This window comes from Actinomyces gaoshouyii, from assembly GCF_002076915.1.
Classification (GTDB): Bacteria; Actinomycetota; Actinomycetes; order Actinomycetales; family Actinomycetaceae; genus Actinomyces; species Actinomyces gaoshouyii.
Window position 1 is genome coordinate 1,412,031 of the sequence record NZ_CP020468.1, and the last position, 17,608, is coordinate 1,429,638.

General features: G+C 72.9%; 14 protein-coding genes and 1 pseudogene. 3 read left to right on the plus strand and 12 right to left on the minus strand.

Annotated features, from left to right (window positions below; translation table 11 throughout):
- Positions 1-19 precede the first annotated feature (19 nt).
- From B6G06_RS05775 to rbfA, 7 genes are all read right to left on the minus strand, one after another.
- On the minus strand, positions 20-2,425 hold the full coding sequence (locus B6G06_RS05775) for a polyribonucleotide nucleotidyltransferase (protein WP_081171431.1): 2,406 nt from the start codon (positions 2,423-2,425) through the stop codon (positions 20-22).
- A 205-nt stretch (positions 2,426-2,630) separates the two neighbouring features.
- Positions 2,631-5,003 (minus strand): glycoside hydrolase family 3 N-terminal domain-containing protein, encoded by a 2,373-nt coding sequence (locus B6G06_RS05780; RefSeq protein ID WP_080462994.1) that lies wholly within the window; start codon positions 5,001-5,003, stop codon positions 2,631-2,633.
- A 173-nt stretch (positions 5,004-5,176) separates the two neighbouring features.
- Positions 5,177-5,446, minus strand: coding sequence for a 30S ribosomal protein S15 (gene rpsO, locus B6G06_RS05785; protein ID WP_017176975.1), 270 nt, complete (start codon positions 5,444-5,446; stop codon positions 5,177-5,179).
- A gap of 172 nt (positions 5,447-5,618) precedes the next feature.
- Complete coding sequence (locus B6G06_RS05790) at positions 5,619-6,644, minus strand: bifunctional riboflavin kinase/FAD synthetase (RefSeq protein WP_081171433.1); 1,026 nt, start codon at positions 6,642-6,644, stop codon at positions 5,619-5,621.
- A gap of 187 nt (positions 6,645-6,831) precedes the next feature.
- Complete coding sequence (locus B6G06_RS10520; RefSeq protein WP_240494023.1) at positions 6,832-6,972, minus strand: hypothetical protein; 141 nt, start codon at positions 6,970-6,972, stop codon at positions 6,832-6,834.
- Between the two features lie 128 nt (positions 6,973-7,100).
- Entirely contained in the window at positions 7,101-8,174 is a 1,074-nt protein-coding gene (truB, locus tag B6G06_RS05800; protein WP_081171438.1) for a tRNA pseudouridine(55) synthase TruB, read from the minus strand.
- Positions 8,171-8,677, minus strand: a complete 507-nt coding sequence (gene rbfA / locus B6G06_RS05805) for a 30S ribosome-binding factor RbfA (RefSeq protein ID WP_081171440.1) — start codon at positions 8,675-8,677, stop codon at positions 8,171-8,173. Before rbfA ends, truB begins: the two co-directional genes overlap by 4 nt.
- 161 nt (positions 8,678-8,838) lie before the next feature.
- Between rbfA and rarD the strand changes: the two genes are divergently transcribed.
- Positions 8,839-9,939 (plus strand): EamA family transporter RarD, encoded by a 1,101-nt coding sequence (gene rarD / locus B6G06_RS05810; RefSeq protein ID WP_081171443.1) that lies wholly within the window; start codon positions 8,839-8,841, stop codon positions 9,937-9,939.
- Positions 9,926-9,976, plus strand: a pseudogene (locus B6G06_RS10735) (hypothetical protein); the annotation flags it as partial. The gene rarD and the pseudogene B6G06_RS10735, both read left to right, overlap by 14 nt.
- Before the next feature lie 104 nt (positions 9,977-10,080).
- Here the strand turns inward: B6G06_RS10735 and B6G06_RS05815 are convergent.
- From B6G06_RS05815 to B6G06_RS05835, 5 genes are all read right to left on the minus strand, one after another.
- Entirely contained in the window at positions 10,081-11,091 is a 1,011-nt protein-coding gene (locus B6G06_RS05815) for an NADP-dependent oxidoreductase (protein ID WP_081171445.1), read from the minus strand.
- Between the two features lie 188 nt (positions 11,092-11,279).
- Positions 11,280-14,162, minus strand: coding sequence for a translation initiation factor IF-2 (infB, locus tag B6G06_RS05820; RefSeq protein WP_095532506.1), 2,883 nt, complete (start codon positions 14,160-14,162; stop codon positions 11,280-11,282).
- Positions 14,163-14,254: 92 nt separating this feature from the next.
- On the minus strand, positions 14,255-14,626 hold the full coding sequence (locus B6G06_RS05825; RefSeq protein WP_338025847.1) for a YlxR family protein: 372 nt from the start codon (positions 14,624-14,626) through the stop codon (positions 14,255-14,257).
- A gap of 76 nt (positions 14,627-14,702) precedes the next feature.
- Positions 14,703-15,749, minus strand: a complete 1,047-nt coding sequence (gene nusA, locus B6G06_RS05830) for a transcription termination factor NusA (RefSeq protein ID WP_080462987.1) — start codon at positions 15,747-15,749, stop codon at positions 14,703-14,705.
- 60 nt (positions 15,750-15,809) lie between these two features.
- Positions 15,810-16,301 (minus strand): ribosome maturation factor RimP, encoded by a 492-nt coding sequence (locus tag B6G06_RS05835; RefSeq protein ID WP_081171449.1) that lies wholly within the window; start codon positions 16,299-16,301, stop codon positions 15,810-15,812.
- A gap of 242 nt (positions 16,302-16,543) precedes the next feature.
- Between B6G06_RS05835 and B6G06_RS05840 the strand changes: the two genes are divergently transcribed.
- On the plus strand, positions 16,544-17,566 hold the full coding sequence (locus tag B6G06_RS05840; protein WP_125898897.1) for a Tat pathway signal protein: 1,023 nt from the start codon (positions 16,544-16,546) through the stop codon (positions 17,564-17,566).
- Positions 17,567-17,608 lie beyond the last annotated feature (42 nt).

The window sequence follows — 17,608 nt, forward strand, 5'->3', positions numbered from 1 at the left end:
GCGGTTCGCCGCGGGAGGATCAGTCCTCGGCGGCCTCCGCGGTACGGGTGCGACGACGGCGCGGGCGGCGCTCACGGCGCTCAGAGCCCTCGGCGTCGCCCGCCTCGGCATCCTCCGACTCGGCGGAGGCGGCGCGGGCGCGGCGGGGCCGGCGCTCACGGCGCTCGGCCCCCTCAGAGCGCTCGCCGCGGTGGGCACGGGCCTCGTCCTCCGCGGCCTGCTGCTCCTCGGTAAGGACGGCGTGCAGGCTGAGCTTTCCGCGCGGGTCGATCTCGGCGAGCTCGACCTGGACCTTGTCGCCCACGGCCAGGACGTCCTCGACGTTCTCCACGCGCCTGCCCCCGACGAGCCGGCGGATCTGCGAGATGTGCAGCAGGCCGTCCTTGCCCGGGGACAGGGACACGAAGGCGCCGAAGGTCGTGGTCTTGACGACCGTACCGATGAAGCGCTCGCCGATCTCGGGCATCTGCGGGTTGGCGATGGCGTTGACGGCCTCGCGGGCGGCCTCGGCGGACGGGCCGTCGGTGGCGCCGATGTAGATCGTGCCGTCATCCTCGACCGTCAGGTCCGCACCGGTGTCCTCCTGGATCTGGTTGATCATCTTGCCCTTGGGACCGATGACCTCGCCGATCTTGTCGACGGGGATCTTGACGGTCAGCACGCGCGGAGCGGTGGGGGCCATCTCGAAGGGCTCATCGCCCAGGGCCTCGTCGATGAGGTTGAGGATGTGGAAGCGGGCGTCGCGGGCCTGGCCGAGCGCACCGGCGAGGACCTCGGAGGGCAGACCGTCGAGCTTGGTGTCGAGCTGGAGGGCCGTGATGAAGTCACGGGTCCCGGCGACCTTGAAGTCCATGTCGCCGAAGGCGTCCTCGGAGCCGAGGATATCGGTGAGGGTGGCCCACTTGGTCTCGCCGTCGATCACCTCGTGCATGAGGCCCATGGCGATGCCGGCCACGCGGTCGCGCAGCGGAACGCCGGCCTGGGACATCGACAGGGTCGAGGCGCAGACCGAGCCCATGGATGTCGAGCCGTTGGAGCCCAGGGCCTCGGAGACCTGCCGGATGGCGTAGGGGAAGTCGTCGCGGCTGGGCAGGACGGGCACGAGGGCCCGCTCGGCGAGGGCGCCGTGACCGATCTCGCGGCGCTTGGGGGCGCCGACGCGGCCGGTCTCCCCGGTGGAGAAGGGCGGGAAGACGTACTGGTGCATGTAGCGCTTGTGGGTGATCGGCGAGAGGTCGTCGATCTGCTGCTCCATGCGCAGCATGTTGAGAGTGGTCACGCCCATGATCTGGGTCTCGCCGCGCTCGAAGATCGCCGAGCCGTGGACGCGGGGCAGGACCTCGACCTCGGCGCCCAGGGTGCGAATGTCCTTCAGGCCGCGGCCGTCCATGCGGATGCCCTCGGTGAGGGTGCGGTGGCGCACGACCTTCTTGGTCACGGACCGGAAGGCGGCCTTGAGGGCCTTGGCGTCCTCCTCGGCGGGGAAGGCCTCGGCGAGGTCGTCCAGGACCCGGTCGCGGACGGCGTCGATGGCCTCGTCGCGGGCGTGCTTGCCCTCGGTGGCGATCGCGGCGGCGAGGTCGTGGGCCTGGGCGGCCTTCTCGACGGCCTCGTACTGCTCGTCGGAGTAGTCCAGGTAGAGGGGGAAGTCGGCGGTGGGCTTGGAGGCGTGCCTGGCGACCTCCATCTGGGCCTCGCACAGGGCCTTGATGTGCGGCTTGGCGGCCTCCAGGGCCTCGGCGACGACGGCCTCGGTGGGGGCGGTGGCGCCGGCGGCGATGAGGTCCATCATGTTCTCCGTGCCACCGGCCTCGACCATCATGATGGCGACGTCGCCGTCCTCCAGGACGCGGCCGGCCACGACCATGTTGAAGGTGGCGCGCTCGAGCTCGGACCAGCGGGGGAAGGCCACCCACTGGCCGTCGATGAGTGCCAGGCGGGTGCCGGCCACGGGACCGGCGAAGGGCAGGCCCGCGATCTGAGTGGACATGGAGGCGGCGTTGATCGCCAGGACGTCGTAGGCGTCGTCCGGGTGGATCGCCAGGACCGTCTCGACGACCTGGACCTCGTTGCGCAGGCCCTTGACGAAGGAGGGGCGCAGGGGGCGGTCGATGAGGCGGCAGGCCAGGACGGCGGAGGTGCCGGCGCGGCCCTCGCGGCGGAAGAAGGAGCCGGGGATGCGGCCGGCGGCGTACTGGCGCTCCTCGACATCCACGGTCAGCGGGAAGAAGTCGAACTGGTCCTTGGGGTGCTTGCCCACGGTGGTGGCGGACAGGATGGCGGTCTCGCCGTCGAGATAGGCCATGGCACTGCCCGCGGCCTGCTTGGCCAGGCGGCCGGTCTCGAAGCGGATCACGCGCTTGCCGAAGGAGCCGTTGTCGATCACTGCCTCAGCGGCGGTGACCTCGGGGTCATCAATGAACATCGTCGATGTGTCTCTTTCTCACAAAGATATGGCAGGAAAAGTTTAATCCGGAAGCCGCCCGGGCGGCCGGATCCATCACGTGAGATGGGACGCGCCGCGAGGAGGGCCGCGGGCGGCGGAAGCGGTCGCGGCCGATCCCCGCCCACCAGCGCCCCCCCACCAGCCCCGATGCCGGCCCCGCCAACCGCTTCGGCCGCCCCGCCCGCTACACGACGTCGAATGCCGCGTGGGCGCTGGCCGCGCTGGAGCCGCCCACGTAAACATCGATCGTGGTGGCGTCCTGGACGCGCGAGCGGGTGGCGGCCGACCAGTAGGACAGCTCATCCGGGCCGAGCACGAACTCGACGGAGCGGGATCGGCCGGCGGGAATGGCGACGCGCGCGAAGGCCTTGAGCTCCCGCTCAGGGCGGCTGGAGGTGCCGTGGCGCTGGTGGATGTAGAGCTGGACGACCTCCTCGCCGTCGCGCGGGCCGATGTTGGCCACGTCCACGCTCACGGTCACGCTCCGCCCCACGGCGATGCTGGGCGAGGACAGGCGCGGCTCGGAGTAGGAGAAGGCCGTGTAGGAGCCCCCGTGCCCGAAGGCGTAGAGGGGCGTGGAGGCCTCGTCCCAGTAGCGCTCGCCCGCGCCCTCGGGCTGAAAAGTGCGGTAGTGGGAGTGGATCATGGGGACCTGGCCCACGGTGCGCGGCCAGGTGAAGGGCAGGCGCCCGGCCGGGTCGATGTCCCCGAACAGGGCTGCCGCCACGGCCTCGCCGCCACGCGTTCCGGGGTACCAGACCTGCATGATGGCCGGCAGGTTCTCCTGCGCCCAGCTGAGGTTGAGGGGGCGCCCGGACATGACGAGCGCGACGGTGGGCGTGCCGGTGGCGGCCACGGCCCGGAGCAGCTCGAGCTGGCGGCCGGGGAGCTCCAGCGTGGAGGTGGAGGCCCTCTCGCCGATCTGGTTCTGCGCCTGCCCGACGACGACGATCGCCACCTCGGCGCCCTGCGCGGTCTCGACCGCCTGGGCGAGGGCCGCATCGTCGTCGAAGCCCTCGGGGCGCACGGGTAGGGATCCCGGGGCCTCCTGGTCGTCGAACATGGAGGGGAAGACCCGCGGGGGCGCCCACTCCCCCACCGCGTAGTCGACGCGCGCGCCTCCCGCTCGCGCGCGGATACCGGCCAGGATCGTGGTGACCTCTGCGAGGTCCTCGTCGAAGACCCAGGGCCCCAGGGTGTCGCGGGGCGAGTCGGCGAGCCGGCCGATGACGGCGATGGAGGGGACGCCCTCGCCCAGGGGGAGGACGGGAGCCCCGCCGGGCATGCCGCCATGCGCCTCGCCCGCCGAGGGCCCCTGCCAGGGCTCGTTCTTGAGCAGGACGAGGCTGCGCTCAGCGGCGCGGCGGGCGACCTCGCGGTGGGCGGGATCGGCGAGGACCGCGGGGGCGGCCTCGGCATCGGCGTAGGGGCTCTCGAACAGGCCCATGGCGAACTTGGCGGTGAGCACGCGGCGCACGGCCTCATCGACGTCGCGCTCATCCGCCCTCCCGGCCCGCACGGCCTCCGGCAGGCGCCTGAAGGCGGCGTCCTCGAACGCCATCTCCATATCGAGGCCCGCCGTCAGGGCGCGGGCGGCGGCGTCGGGCAGGTCGGCGGCGAAGTGCTGGGTGGTGAGCGAGCGCACGGCGTTGGCATCGGAGACGACGAAGCCCTCGAAGCCCATCTCCTCGCGCAGCACGTCGGTGAGGAGCCAGGCATTGCCGGAGGCGGGCACGCCGCCCAGATCCATGTAGGCGCTCATGATGTTGCCCGCCCCTGCCTCGATGGCGGCGCGGAAGGGCGGGAGATAGACATTCCACAGCTCGTTGTCGGAGATCTCGGCGTCCTCGTAGTCGCGGCCACCGCGCGCCGCCCCGTAGCCCGCGAGGTGCTTGGGGCCGGCGATGACGCGCCCGGGGGCGCCGATCCGCTCCCCCTGGAAGCCGCGCACCTGGGCGGCGGCGGCTGCGGCGCCCAGGCAGGGGTCCTCCCCCGCCCCCTCGACGATCCTGCCCCAGCGCGGATCCCGGGCGATGTCCACCATGGGGGCGAAGGTCCAGGACAGGCCGACGGCGCGGGCCTCGCGCGCGGCGACGGCCTGCGCCTCCTCGGTCATGGCGGGGTCCCAGGAGGCGGCCATGGCGATGGGCACGGGCATGATGGTGCGCAGGCCGTGGATGACGTCGTAGCCGAAGAGGAGGGGAATGCCGTGGGGGCCCTCCTCGACGGCGATGCGCTGAAGCGCGTTGATGGTCTCGGGGCTGCGCACGAAGAGCAGGCTCCCGGCCCGCCCGGCGCGCACCTCGCCCTCGACCATCTCGGACTGGGCCAGGGCCTTCCGGTCCTGCTCTGCGAGGTGATCGGCGCCATCGGGCCCGGGGAGCCCGGGGATCATGGAGCGCAGGTAGAAGTACTGGGTGAGCTGGCCGGCCTTCTCCTCCAGGCTCAGGCGCCCGAGCAGGTCCTCGACGCGCTCGCCGATGGGCGCGGCGGGATCGCGGTAACGGGGGCGAGCGGGACCGGCCGGCTGATCGGACGCGTTGGGCGCTGCGGGCATTGGGGCCTCCTCGGGCGGGACGTCGGCGGTGGCGCGGGCCCGCTCTGCGCGGACGGCGGCCCTTGCGATCCTAGACGACCGGGGAGGACGAGCGCGGCCGGATCAGCACGAACGCGCCCGGCCCCGCCATCCGGGGGATGACGGGGCCGGGTCGAGGATCTCGGGCGCGGGCCTCAGCGGCGGATGCCGAGGCGGGCGATGAGCGAGCGGTAGCGCTCGATGTCCTCCTTCATGAGGTAGTCGAGGAGGCGGCGGCGCTTGCCGATGAGCAGGTAGAGGCCGCGGCGCGAGTGGTGGTCGTGCGTGTGGGTCTTGAAGTGCTCGGTGAGGTTGGAGATGCGCTCGGTGAGAACGGCGACCTGCACCTCGGGGGAGCCCGTGTCACCCTCATGGGTGGCGTACTCGGCGATGATCTCGGACTTGCGCTCAGGGGTGACCGACATATGCGGGCTCCTCACTTCTCGTTGCGCGGAGCGCCGGGGCATGTTCACCCGGGCATGACGATTCCGCGGCCGATCGACGGCGCGCCAACAGTACCAGCAGACCGCTCGCCTCCCCTCCCCGGGGCCTGTGGGACCGGGCACAGGGCGGACGGCCCCTCGCGGCGGGGCGCACTCAGGCGGTGACATCCTGCGGGCGCAGGGGCTCGGGAACGGGGACACCCAGGGCCCCGGCGGTCTCGATGACATCCCGGCGCATCCGCTCCAGCAGCGGCTCCAGGGAGTCGAAGGCGAGCATGGGGCGCAGGTGGGACACGAAGTCCACGGCCACATCCTCGCCGTAGAGATCGAGGTCCGCCCGGCCGAGGACGTGGGCCTCGACGGTGCGTGCCGGGACATCGTCGAAGGTGGGGTTGGTGCCGATCGAGATCGCGGCGGGCAGGCGCTCGCCCTCGGAGGCACCGCCGCGCCCCCCTCGCACGAGCCATCCGGCGTACACGCCGTCCGGGGGCACGACGCCGGCGGTGGCGGCGTCGAGGTTGGCGGTGGGGAAGCCGAGTTCGCGACCGCGCCGCAGCCCATGGATGACGACGCCGCGCACGCGATGGGGCCGCCCCAGGATCTCAGCGGCTTGGCGCACGTCCCCGGCGGCGAGGCACTCGCGCGCCCAGGTGGAGGACCATCGCCGCCCGCCGGGGGCCAGGACCTCGGGAACGATCTCGATCTCGACGCCGTCGGCGGCGCCGATGGCGCGCAGGGAGTCGGCGTCGCCGGAGTTGTCCCGGCCGAATCGCACGTCGCCCCCGACGACGATGGCCCGCGCACCGAGGAGCCTCTCGAGCCAGTCGCGCACGAAGCCTTCGGGCGACTGGTCGGCGAAGCCCAGGGTGTAGGGGATGACGAGGGCGGCGTCCAGGCCGGTGGCGGCCATGGCCTCGAGGCGGTCGGGCAGGGAGGCGATCATCGCCAGGTCGATCCCGGGGCGATGGACGGTCAGGGGATGCGGGTCGAAGGTGACGGCGACGGCGAGGCAGCCGGGCCCCAGGGCACGGGCGCGCTCGACGACGCGGGCCAGGATCCGCTGGTGGCCGCGGTGGACGCCGTCGAAGACGCCGACGGTCACGGCGCTTCCAGCGTTAGCGGCGCCTCTGGGGGGGCGCGGCGACTCGGGCACCTGCTCGGCGCCGTACCAGATCTCCACCGGGTGCGATCCTGCTCTTCTCATGGCCGGCGGGCGCCCGCGGGTGGGCGGCCCCGCCGGGCCGGCCTGCGTCACTGGGGCAACCCTGCCACGGAGGCGACGACGGCGCGAACCAGGAGGAGGCAACGGGCCCCGTCCCCCCCCCCCCCCCCCCGCACTGTCGAATCGGCCGCGGCCAAGCGGGGCCTCAGTTCCCCTGGTGCCCGCAGCCGCAGCCACCAGAGGTGGCCGGCGCGGTGCTGGCGGCGCGCAGGCCCAGGACGTTGCCGGCCTTGCGGCCGGGGACGATGCCCCCGGGACTCGCGGAGCCTCCGGCCGTGACCGCCACGGGCCGGGCCGCCTGGGGGGCCGGGGCGCGACCTGCCCGGACCTCGGCGGACTCCGCGCCGGGGCCGCCGCACGCGCATCCTCCGCAGCCACATCCACCCATCGCCGTACTCCCTTCGCCGGGGCTCATCATGCCGATGAGAGGACGAGGGCCGGCCGGGCCCGCCCGCCCTTTCGGATCAACAGTGCCACGAGGACGCCGTCGGGATCGAACCCGGCGACGATGCCGCGCCCCTCGTCGTACTCGTCACCGGCGGCCTTCGCCGCTTTCGCGACCACGGGGCGCTCGGGCGCCGGACCTGCGCGGTCCAGCACCGCCGCGGGCAGTCCCCGCCCATAGCGGATCGCGCGAGCCTCGTCGCGGCCGAGCTCGACGGCGGGGAAGCAGCGCCTCCCGGCCTCGGCCAGGGGCAGCGTGCGCAGCCCCGATGGCGGATCATCTCCGGCGCCGGCCTCCACCTGGGCACCGGCCTGGTCCAGGGAGAGGGCCTCGGCCGCATCGAAGGGGCCGACGCGGGTGCGGCGCAGGGCGGTCAGGTGCGCGCCGCAGCCCAGGGCCTCGCCGAGATCGCGCGCCAGGGCACGGATATAGGTCCCCGAGGAGCAGGACACCCGCAGATCAAGGTCGACGACGGGCACCTCCTGTCCCGCCCGGCCCGTCACGGTTCCCGGGCGCAGGGCCCCGAGGGGGGTGATCGAGTGGATCGTGACGGGGCGGGCCGCCAGGGCGACCTCCTCGCCGTCGCGCACGCGCTTATAGGAGCGCACTCCGTTGACCTTGATGGCGGAGACGGCGCTGGGGACCTGCATGATCGGGCCGGTCAAGCCGGCCAGCACGGCGTCGAGGCGCCCATTGAGATCGGTCTCCCGCGCCTCGCCCGCGGGCGCCGGGCAGCCCCGCCAGGCGGTGGGCTCGCCCTCGGCGTCCTCGGTGAGGGTCTCCTGGCCCAGGCGCACGGTCGCCTCGTAGGTCTTGTCCGCACCCACGAGGTGGGTGAGGAAGCGGGTGGCGCGGCCGACGCCGAGGATGAGCAGGCCGGTGGCCATGGGGTCGAGGGTGCCGGCGTGGCCGACCTTGCGGGTGGCGCCCATGCGGCGCGCAGCGGCGACGACATCATGGCTCGTGACGCCCACGGGCTTGTCGATGAGGAGGAGACCGTCGTCGGCGGTGACGGCGCCGCGGGCGACCCGGGGACGGTTCACCGCTCGGCCGCCGTGCCCGGTGCCCAGGTGCCCCCGGGGGCGGGGTCGTCGTCAGGACCCTCGGCGAAGTCCTCAGCGGGCTCCTCGTCGTCATGCCGGTAGGGGTCGGCGTCCCCGGCGTAGGCGGCGCCCTCGGCGGCACGGGCGATCCGCTCGTCGTTGACACGGGCCTGAGCGAGGGCGTCCTCGATGGACTTGGCCGTCGTCGGCAGGGCATCGAGTTGGAAGGCGATCGTGGGGGTGAGCCGGATGCCGAGCGCGCGGCCGACCTCGGAGCGGATGAGGCCGGTCGCCGAGCGCAGCGCGGCGGCGGTGTCCCGGCGCTCCTCGTCGGAGCCGTAGACGGTGTAGAAGACGGTGCCCTGCTGCAGGTCGCCGGTGACGCGGACGTCGGTGATGGTGATGAACCCCAGGCGGGGGTCCTTGATGCGGCCCTGGAGGAGGCGGGCCACGGTCTCATGGATGCGGTCGGCGACCTTGCGGGCGCGGGCGGAGTCGGCCATGGGGCTCTCCTTCATCCGGCATGCGGATTCACACGGCATGCGGGTCGATGCGGGACGGTGAGACATCCGGGCGGGGCGCCCGGCGCGCCGATAGTATCGGGCCCGCCCCTGCAGGCACGAAAGCCAGGTCGACCACGCCATGAGCGCACGATGAGCACCGCATGAGCACTCCCTTCCCACCCACCCGGTCCCCCGCCCCGGCCACCGTCGGCCTGACGATGGTGCTCGGCTGCTATCTGCTGTGGGGGATGTTCCCACTGTACTTCCGCCTGCTGGCCGCCGCCGGCAGCCTGGAGATCATCGGGCACCGGATCCTGTGGACGCTGGCCACCTGCCTCGTCACCGTGGCCCTGCTGCGCCACTGGGGACGGCTGCGAGCCGCGCTGGCCATGCCCCGGCTGGCCGGATCCCTCGTGGTCTCAGGCGTCATCGTCACCCTCAACTGGCTCATCTACGTCTATGGCGTGAACTCGGGGCGCACGGCCGATGCCGCCCTGGGCTACTTCATCAACCCGCTCGTCACCGTGGCGCTGGCGGCACTCTTCCTCGGGGAGCGCCTGCGTCGGCTCCAGCTGGTGGCGCTGGCCCTGGCGGGGGTCGGTGTGCTCGTGCTCGTCGTCGCCCAGGGGACGCTGCCGTGGGTGAGCCTCGGACTGGCGGGGACCTTCGGGCTCTACGGGTTGGCGAAGAAGCGCTCCGGGGCGCATGTGGATGCCCTCACGGGGCTCACCGTGGAATCCCTGGCCGTAGCACCGCTCGCCGCCGCCTACCTGGGTTGCCTCGCCGCCCAGGGCCGGACGGTCTTCCAGGGCGCGCAGGCCTCGCCGAGCATCGGGGCGCTGCTCCTGATAGCGGGGCCCGTGACCGCCGTCCCCCTCCTGCTCTTCGCCGCGGGCGCCCGCCGAGTGACCCTGACGACGATCGGCATGGTGCAGTACCTGGGGCCGATCCTTCAATTCCTCCTGGCGTGGCTGGTGTTCCACGAGGAGATCTCCGGCGCGCGCTGGGCCGCTATGGCGCTGGTATGGGCGGCGGTCGCCGTGTTCGTCATCGATCTCGTGGCCCAGATCCGCTCTCGAGATCGGTTCCTGGCGCATGTCGTCCAAGGACGTCTTCGAACTCTACGAGCTCGTCCAATCGCTGCGGCGCCAGGGCGAGCCGATCGCGGAGACCCACGAGGAGAGATGGAGGCACCAGGAGTTATGCGCCGGCCTGTTCCGCGCCATGGGCCACCGGGCCGAGGTCACGCTGCCGACCAATGACGGCGGGCTGGACCTCAGAATGGAGAGAGACGGACGCAGGTACATCGCTGCGTGCAAGTACTTCACTCCGGGGAACGCCGTCGGGAGGCAAGCCCTTCCTCGTCGGGGACGGGAAGGGCGGGGCGAGCAGGATCACGGTGGTCAGCGCCGTGCCGTCATGCTCAGAACGGTCTTGCCGCGCGAGTGCCCGTTGGCCACTTTGTCCAGAGCGGCGCCGACCTCGTCGAAGGGGAACACCTCGTCGACGGACGGGACGATCCGCCGAGTCGAGAGAAGGTCGGCGATCTCCTGGAGCTGCACCCCGTTTGATTCCACGAAGATGAAGTCGTAGCGGACCCCGTATCTGCGGGCGGCGCGGTCCAGGCGCCATCCGGCCGCCGTGAAGAGCGCCCGCTTCCAGGTCGGCATCCCCATCCGTGAGGCGAAGGCCCCGTTGGGCAGGCCGCGCAGGGAGACGAGGTGCCCACCGCGCCTCATGATGCCCATCTGCCGACGGGTCTCCTCGCCCCCCAGGGTGTCCAGGACGTAGTCGATGCCACTGAGGACCTGCGCGTAGTCCTCGGTGCGGTAGTCGAGGAAGCGGTCCGCGCCCAGGGAGAGGACCCGCTCGCGGTTGGGGGCGCTGCCGTTGGTCGTTATGGTCAGACCCCTGGACTTGGCGATCGGGATCGCCATCGCGCCCACCGAGCCCGTACCGCCCGAGATGAAGATCGTCCCCCCGGCGGTGGCGCCCATGAGATCGAGCGCCTGGACGGCCGTGAGGGCCGTCAGGGGCACGGCGGCGGCCTCCTCGTCGCTGAGGTGCTCGGGGACCGCCGCCAGCGCGTCGGCGTCAACGGCGACGTACTCGGCGAAGGCGCCGATGGAGCCCAGGGGAAGGCGCGAGAAGACGCGCTGCCCCAGTTCCAGGGAGCGCACGCTCGAGCCGACATGCTCGACGATCCCGACCATCTCGTTGCCGACGACCAGCGGCAGGCCATAGGGAGTGATGAGGCGGACCTCGCCTCGGGCGATCATGACGTCGAGCGGGTTGACCCCGGCGGCGGAGACCTTGATCAGGGCCTGGTGCGGGCCGATCTCGGGTCGGCGGACCCGCGTGAGCTCCACGCGGGGGTTCTTCGCGTCGTAGGAGGTCTGAACGGCGGCTCTCAATGGTGCGTCTCTCATCTGGGGCCGGGCGCGCTGAGCGCGCGGCGGCCGGATACTGTGTGGATGCGGCGGTGGTCGACGGCGGGGGCGAGGGCGAGCGCATCTGCGCCCCGCACGAGCCGCCCAGCCGTTCCCCCGACGGCGGCGGCCGGCCACGACGAGGGTGACCGGCCGCCGCCGCTCGGAGGCGCTCAGGAGCGGGGCTTCTCGCGCATCTCCCAGGTCTCGATGACGTCGCCCTCCGCGATGTCCTTGAAGCCCAGGTTGATTCCGCACTCGTAGCCCTCGCGGACCTCGGTGACATCGTCCTTCTCACGGCGCAGGGTCTCGACGGTGAGGTCGCCGCCCACGACCACGCCGTCGCGCACCAGGCGGGCCTTGGCCCCGCGCTTGATGGCGCCCGAGCGGACGATCGAGCCCGCGATCGAGCCGAACTTCGAGGAGTGGAAGACCTGGCGGATCTCGGCGGTGCCGAGCTCGACCTCCTCGTAGATGGGCTTGAGCATGCCCTTCATGGCGGCCTCGACGTCCTCGATCGCGTTGTAGATGACCGAGTAGAACTTCATGTCGACGCCCTCGTGGTCGGCCAGCTCCGCTACGCGCTCGGCGGGGCGGACGTTGAAGCCGATGATGACGGCCGAGTCGACCGTCGCGAGGTTGACATCGTTCTGCGTGATAGCGCCGACACCGCGGTGGATGACGCGCAGGGCGACCTCCTCGCCGACGTCGATCTTGAGCAGCGAGTCCTCCAGGGCCTCGACGGCGCCCGAGCTGTCACCCTTGAGGATGAGGTTGAGGGTGTCGACCTTGCCGGCCTTGAGGACGTCGGAGAGGTTCTCAAGGGACACGCGCTTGCGGCGCTTGGCCAGGAGAGCGGCGCGCTCGGCGGCCTCGCGCTTGTCCGCGATCTGCCGGGCAGTGCGGTCGTCCGGGGCGACGATGAAGGAGTCGCCCGCGCTGGGCACACTCGTCAGCCCCAGGACCAGGGCCGGGCGGGCGGGCCCGACCTCGTCGAGGTTGTCCCCGTGCTCGTTGAACATGGCGCGCACGCGCCCGTAGGACGAGCCGGCCACGATCGGGTCCCCCACATGCAGGGTGCCCTGCTGGACGAGCACCGTGGTGACGGCGCCGCGGCCCTTGTCGAGCTTGGCCTCCACCGTCACGCCGCGCGCGTCCGAGCTCGGGTTGGCCCGCAGGTCCAGAGCCGCGTCGGCGGTGAGGACGACGGCCTCGAGGAGCTCATCGATGTGAAGGCGCTGCTTGGCGGAGATGTCGACGAACATGGTGTCGCCGCCGTACTCCTCGGGCACGAGGCCGTACTCAGTGAGCTGGCCGCGGATCTTGTCCGGGTTCGCGCCCTCCTTGTCGATCTTGTTGACGGCCACCACGATCGGCACATTCGCGGCCTGGGCGTGGTTGAGGGCCTCGACGGTCTGCGGCATGACGCCGTCATCCGCGGCGACGACGAGGATCGCGATGTCCGTGACCTCGGCACCGCGGGCGCGCATGGCCGTGAAGGCCTCGTGACCGGGGGTGTCGATGAAGGTGATCGGACGGGTCTCGTTGCCCACGGGGACGCGCACCTGGTAGGCGCCGATCGACTGCGTGATGCCGCCGGCCTCGTCCGCCACGACATCCGTGGAGCGGATGGCGTCGAGGAGCTTGGTCTTGCCGTGGTCGACGTGGCCCATGACGGTGACCACGGGCGGGCGGGGGGCCATGTCCTCGTCGTCCCAGGCGGCCTCCTCGGCCTCCAGGTCGATGTCGAAGGAGCCCAGGAGCTCGCGGTCCTCGTCCTCCGGGGAGACGATCTGGACGTCGTAGCCGAGCTCGGCGCCCAGCAGGCCGAAGGTGTCCTCATCGAGGGACTGGGTGGCCGTGGCCATCTCCCCCAGGTGGAACAGGACGGTGACCAGGGCCGCCGGGTTGGCGTTGATCTTCTCGGCGAGGTCGGTCAGCGTGGCGCCCTGGCGCACGCGCACCACGGTGGAGCCATCGCCGCGCGGAACGATGACGCCGCCGAGCGACGGCGCGCTCTGCTGCTCGAACTCCTGGCGCTTGGCCCGCTTGGACTTGCGCCCGCGGGGGGCGCCGCCACCGCGCCCGAAGGCGCCCTGCGTGGAGCCGCGGCCGCCTCGGCCCCCGCGGGGGGCGCCGCCGAAGCCGCCACCGGGACGGCCGCCGCCACCGGGGCGAGACCCGCGGCCGCCACCGGAGCCGCCGCGGCCGCCGGCGCCGCCCCGGGAGGAGGAGCCGGGCCGGCCGACCGAGGAGCGGCCGGGCATCATGCCCGGGTTCGGGCGGGGGCCGCCGCCGGGACGGGGCCCGGGAGCCGGGCGGCCGCCTTGACCGCCGGCGCCCTGGGGGCGCGGGCCTCCGGAACCGCCGCGGCCGGCGGCACCGCCCCGGGGACGGGGGCCGCCGCTGCCGCCGGGCCTGGGCATGCCCTGGCTGGAGGCGAAGGGGTTGTTGCCCGGGCGCGGGCCTCCGGGTCGCGGGCCTCCGGGTCGGGGGGCGCGGTCGGAGCGCTCACCGCGCTCCGAGCGGTCCTGCCGGTCGGAGCGGCCATCGTGCCTGGGCATGCCCTGGCTGGAGGCGAAGGGGTTGTTGCCCGGGCGCGGGGCGCCGGGGCGAGGGCCTGGGGCTGCCGGGCGGGGGGCCGAGGGCCGGGGAGCCGAGGGCGTCGCGGCCTGGGGCTTGGAGGGCTCCCGGGGGCTGTCCGGCACGGGGGCCGGCTGAGGAGCGGGCACGGCCTCGGGCGCCGACGGGGCGGCGGGGGCCGGGGCGGGCTCAGTCGGCCTCGCGCCGGGCTTGGGGGTCGCCGGCCTCGCGCCGGGCTTGGGCGCGGACGGCGCCTTGGCCTCCTTATTCGCCTCGGCGGGCTTGGCGGCCGCGGCCGCTTGCACCGCGAAGTGCTCGCGCACGCGGCGCGCGACCGGGGGCTCAACGGCGGAGGAGGCCGCCTTGACGAACTCCCCTTGGTCCTTAAGCCACGAGAGGATCATCTTCGAGGTGATCTTCTTGCCAGTGGGGTCGAGCTCCTTGGCGAGCTCGTGAACGCGTGGTTTTGCCACTTTTCTCCTGTCAGGTTGCCCGCTCCCTGGCAGGAGCGGGCGCTAGTAGAGGCAGCTCATCGCTGGGTACTCATCGGGTGCCCATCGGCTTCCTACCCGCCTTCGCTATCGGTGGTCCGGTCCCGCAAGGGGCCGGTCGGATCATGCGCTCCCGAGGGCGCCGCGTGAGCGGCGATCCAGTCGCGCACATGGGCCGCGTCGAGCGGGCCCTCAGCGCGCAGAGCACGCCCGAGGGCGCGCCTGCGCTCGGCGAGATCGAGGCACACCGGATCCGCATGGATCCAGGCGCCGCGCCCTGGCATGAGGGCCCGGGCGTCGACCGCGAGCTCGCCACTCGCGGTCAGAGCCAGCCGCAGCAACTGCGATCTGGGGGCCTTGACGCGGCAGCCGGTACAGGTCCGTTCAGGCACATGCGAGGAGGCTGTCACCGACTCACCGTGTCCTTCCGGGATCTCATCTCCCACCGCTCGCGGGCGCGAGAGCGCTGCTCGGCGTCCCGCGACCCGCTCAGGGCCCGCGGGAATTCTACCGAAAGCGCTGTCAGGAGCCGTCGTCGGGGTTTGAGGTACCTGTCACGTCGTCGGCGCGCGATCCATGGCCCGGGGCGATCTCGCCGAGCTCGGCGTCGGCGTGGATATCGATCTTCCAGCCGGTCAGGCGCGCGGCGAGGCGGGCGTTCTGCCCTTCCTTGCCGATGGCCAGCGAGAGCTGGAAGTCCGGGACGACAGCGCGGGCGGTGCGCTCGGCCTCGTCGATGACCGTCACGGAGGCCACCCGCGCCGGGGACAGGGCGTTGGCCACGAAACGGGCCGGGTCCTCGGAGTGGTCGACGATGTCGATCTTCTCCCCGCCGAGCTCGGCCATGACGGCGCGCACGCGCTGGCCCATGGGACCGATGCAGGCGCCCTTGGCGTTGACGCCGCGGGTGCGGGCGCGAACCGCCATCTTGGTGCGGTGCCCGGCCTCGCGGGCGATGGCGACGATCTCGACGTCGCCGGAGGCGATCTCCGGGACCTCGCGCTCGAAGAGCTTCTTGACCAGCCCCGGGTGGGTGCGCGACAGGATGATCTGGGCGCCCTTCATGCCCCGGGAGATCTCAGTGCAGTAGACGCGGACGCGGTCCCCGTGGCGGTAGCGCTCGCCGGGCACCTGCTCGTGCGGGGGCATGATCCCCTCGTGCTCCTCGTCGAGGCGCACGTGGATGATCCGGGGGTCGCGGCCCTGCTCGACGACGCCGGAGATGAGCTCCCCGGTCTTGTCCTTGAAGGCGCCCAGGACCTCGAAGTCGCGGCGGTCCTGGATGCGCTGGACGATGACGGATCGGGCTGTGGCCTGCGCGATGCGCCCGAAGTCGTCCGGAGTGTCGTCGAAGAACTCGCCGGTGGGCTCGTCCTCCTCATCCACCTCCGGGGCCAGCACCGACATGTGCCCGGTCTTGCGGTCGATCTCGACGTGGGCGCCCCGGATGGCCCCGGGCACCTTGGAGTAGGCGCCGAGGATGGCGTCCTCGATGGCGGGCAGCAGGGCCTCGAGGTCGATGCCCAGCTCATCTGCTGCGACGCGCAGCTCCGGCATGTTGATGTCCATGGTTCCTCTTGTCTGGTGCCGTGTGCGGATTCGGGGGTGGGGTCCGGACGGTTCGTGCGGTCAGAAGACGACGATCATCCGCGCGCTGGCGATGTCGTCGAGGCGGAGCACCGCGGCAGTGCCATCGGTCTGGATCGTGACGGTCTCGTCGTCGACCTGGGTGACGACGCCGGTGACAGTGATGGGGGCGGCGCTCCCAGTGCTCTCAGGAGTTTCGACGCCGCCGGCGGTGGTGAGGGTGGCGCTGTGGCCGACGGCGCGGCGGAAGTGCCGGGGAGAGCGCAGCTCGCGCTCGGCGCCGGGGGTGGAGACCTCGAGGGAGTACTGGCCCTTGACGGGATCGGCGTCGTCGAGGGCCGCGGAGAGAGCGGCGGTGGCCTCGCCGATGCGGTCGAGATCGAGATCGCCGGGACCGTCGGGGAGGTCGACGATCACCCTCACCACCGAGTGCTTGCCGGCCCGGGTGGTCTCGATGCCCTCGAGGAAGAGGCCCTCGGCCTCGACGACGGGGGCCAGCAGGTCGGTGAGCCGCGACGCGAGCGTGTCCGTCATGGTGTCCCTCGTTCCTCATCGGCGTGGTGCCGGCTGAGCGCCGGCATTGCGGTGGCGCGATGCCGGCGGGCACCGCGCGTTCGGTCGGGACAATCGTACCCGCCCGCCGCGGATGGCCGAGAGGGCGGGTGGGCGGCGCGGTGCCGCGATCGCATCGGGCTCTCGCGCTGCGCGCCGTGCCCTTCGCGCCCCCTGGGGCGCCTCACGCTGAAGGATGCGCCGCGGCGTGGGAGGATCGGGGCGTGAACGACACCGCGCGCCCACGCTCCCCGCGCTTTTCCCCCCAGCCGGCCCGCGCCCTTCCATCCAGACGATCCGCCCTGGTCAGAATGGGCGCCGCCGTGCTCGGGACGGCCGCTATGGCGGGGGCCGCGGCGTGCGAGGTGCCGGTGGGCTCCTCCGATCCGGATCCGCTGCCGACGATGACGGGCGACGAGGCCTCGCGCGAGGCCCTGGCCCGCCGCGCCGCGCTCATCGGCTCCACCGCGCGCGCCGTCATCGCCCAGGGCGGGCGGGGCAGTACCAGCGCGCAGGCGGAGGTGATCGCGCAGGAGGCGGATACCCAGCTCGCAGCTCTCGGGGGCGTCTGGGAGCCCTGGCCGACCGGCGCCCCGACGGGCTACCCCACCGCCACTCCCGTGGAGACGGCGGCCGGGACGGCCACGAGCGAGGATCTGGTCGCAGCGCTGGGCGACGGCGCGGCGTCGGCGCGCTCGGCGCTGGAGTCCGCCCAGGCGGAGGAGCTCGCGAGACTCGTCGTCTCGCTGCACATCGCCTGGTCTCTGCGCGAGGAGGCCCTCTCCCCCGGCTCGGTGGCGACGTCCGCCCGATCGGCCTCGACGACGACTTCGCCGCTGCCCGACACCACCCTGGCGCTCTACGACCAGTTGCGTTACACCGGTGAGCTGTTGGCGGCGCAGTCGGCCTCGGACTCGACCGCGCGGAGGCGTGCCGTCGAGGACGCCGCGGCCGCCACCGCGGTGGTCAACGCCTCGATCGCCGCCAAGGGGCCGGCGACGGCACAGCCCTCCGACCCGCGCCAGCCCGCCTACGGCGCGCCCGCCGGGGCCGACTCCGCGGACTCCCCCTCCGGCCAGTGGATGGGCGCGCTGTGGCGCTCAATCATGGTCGAGGAGATGTCGATCGCCGTCTCCGGCTCGGGCGAGCAGCGCCTGGTGTCCGCCGACGCCTCCGTGGCAGCCGCACTCCGAGCGATCTCCTGGGGGGTCGAGACCGCCGAGGCGCTGCCCGGTACCGCGGGCTGAGGCGCCCATTGGGACCAGGAGGCCGGCGGGCGCGCCGCCGCG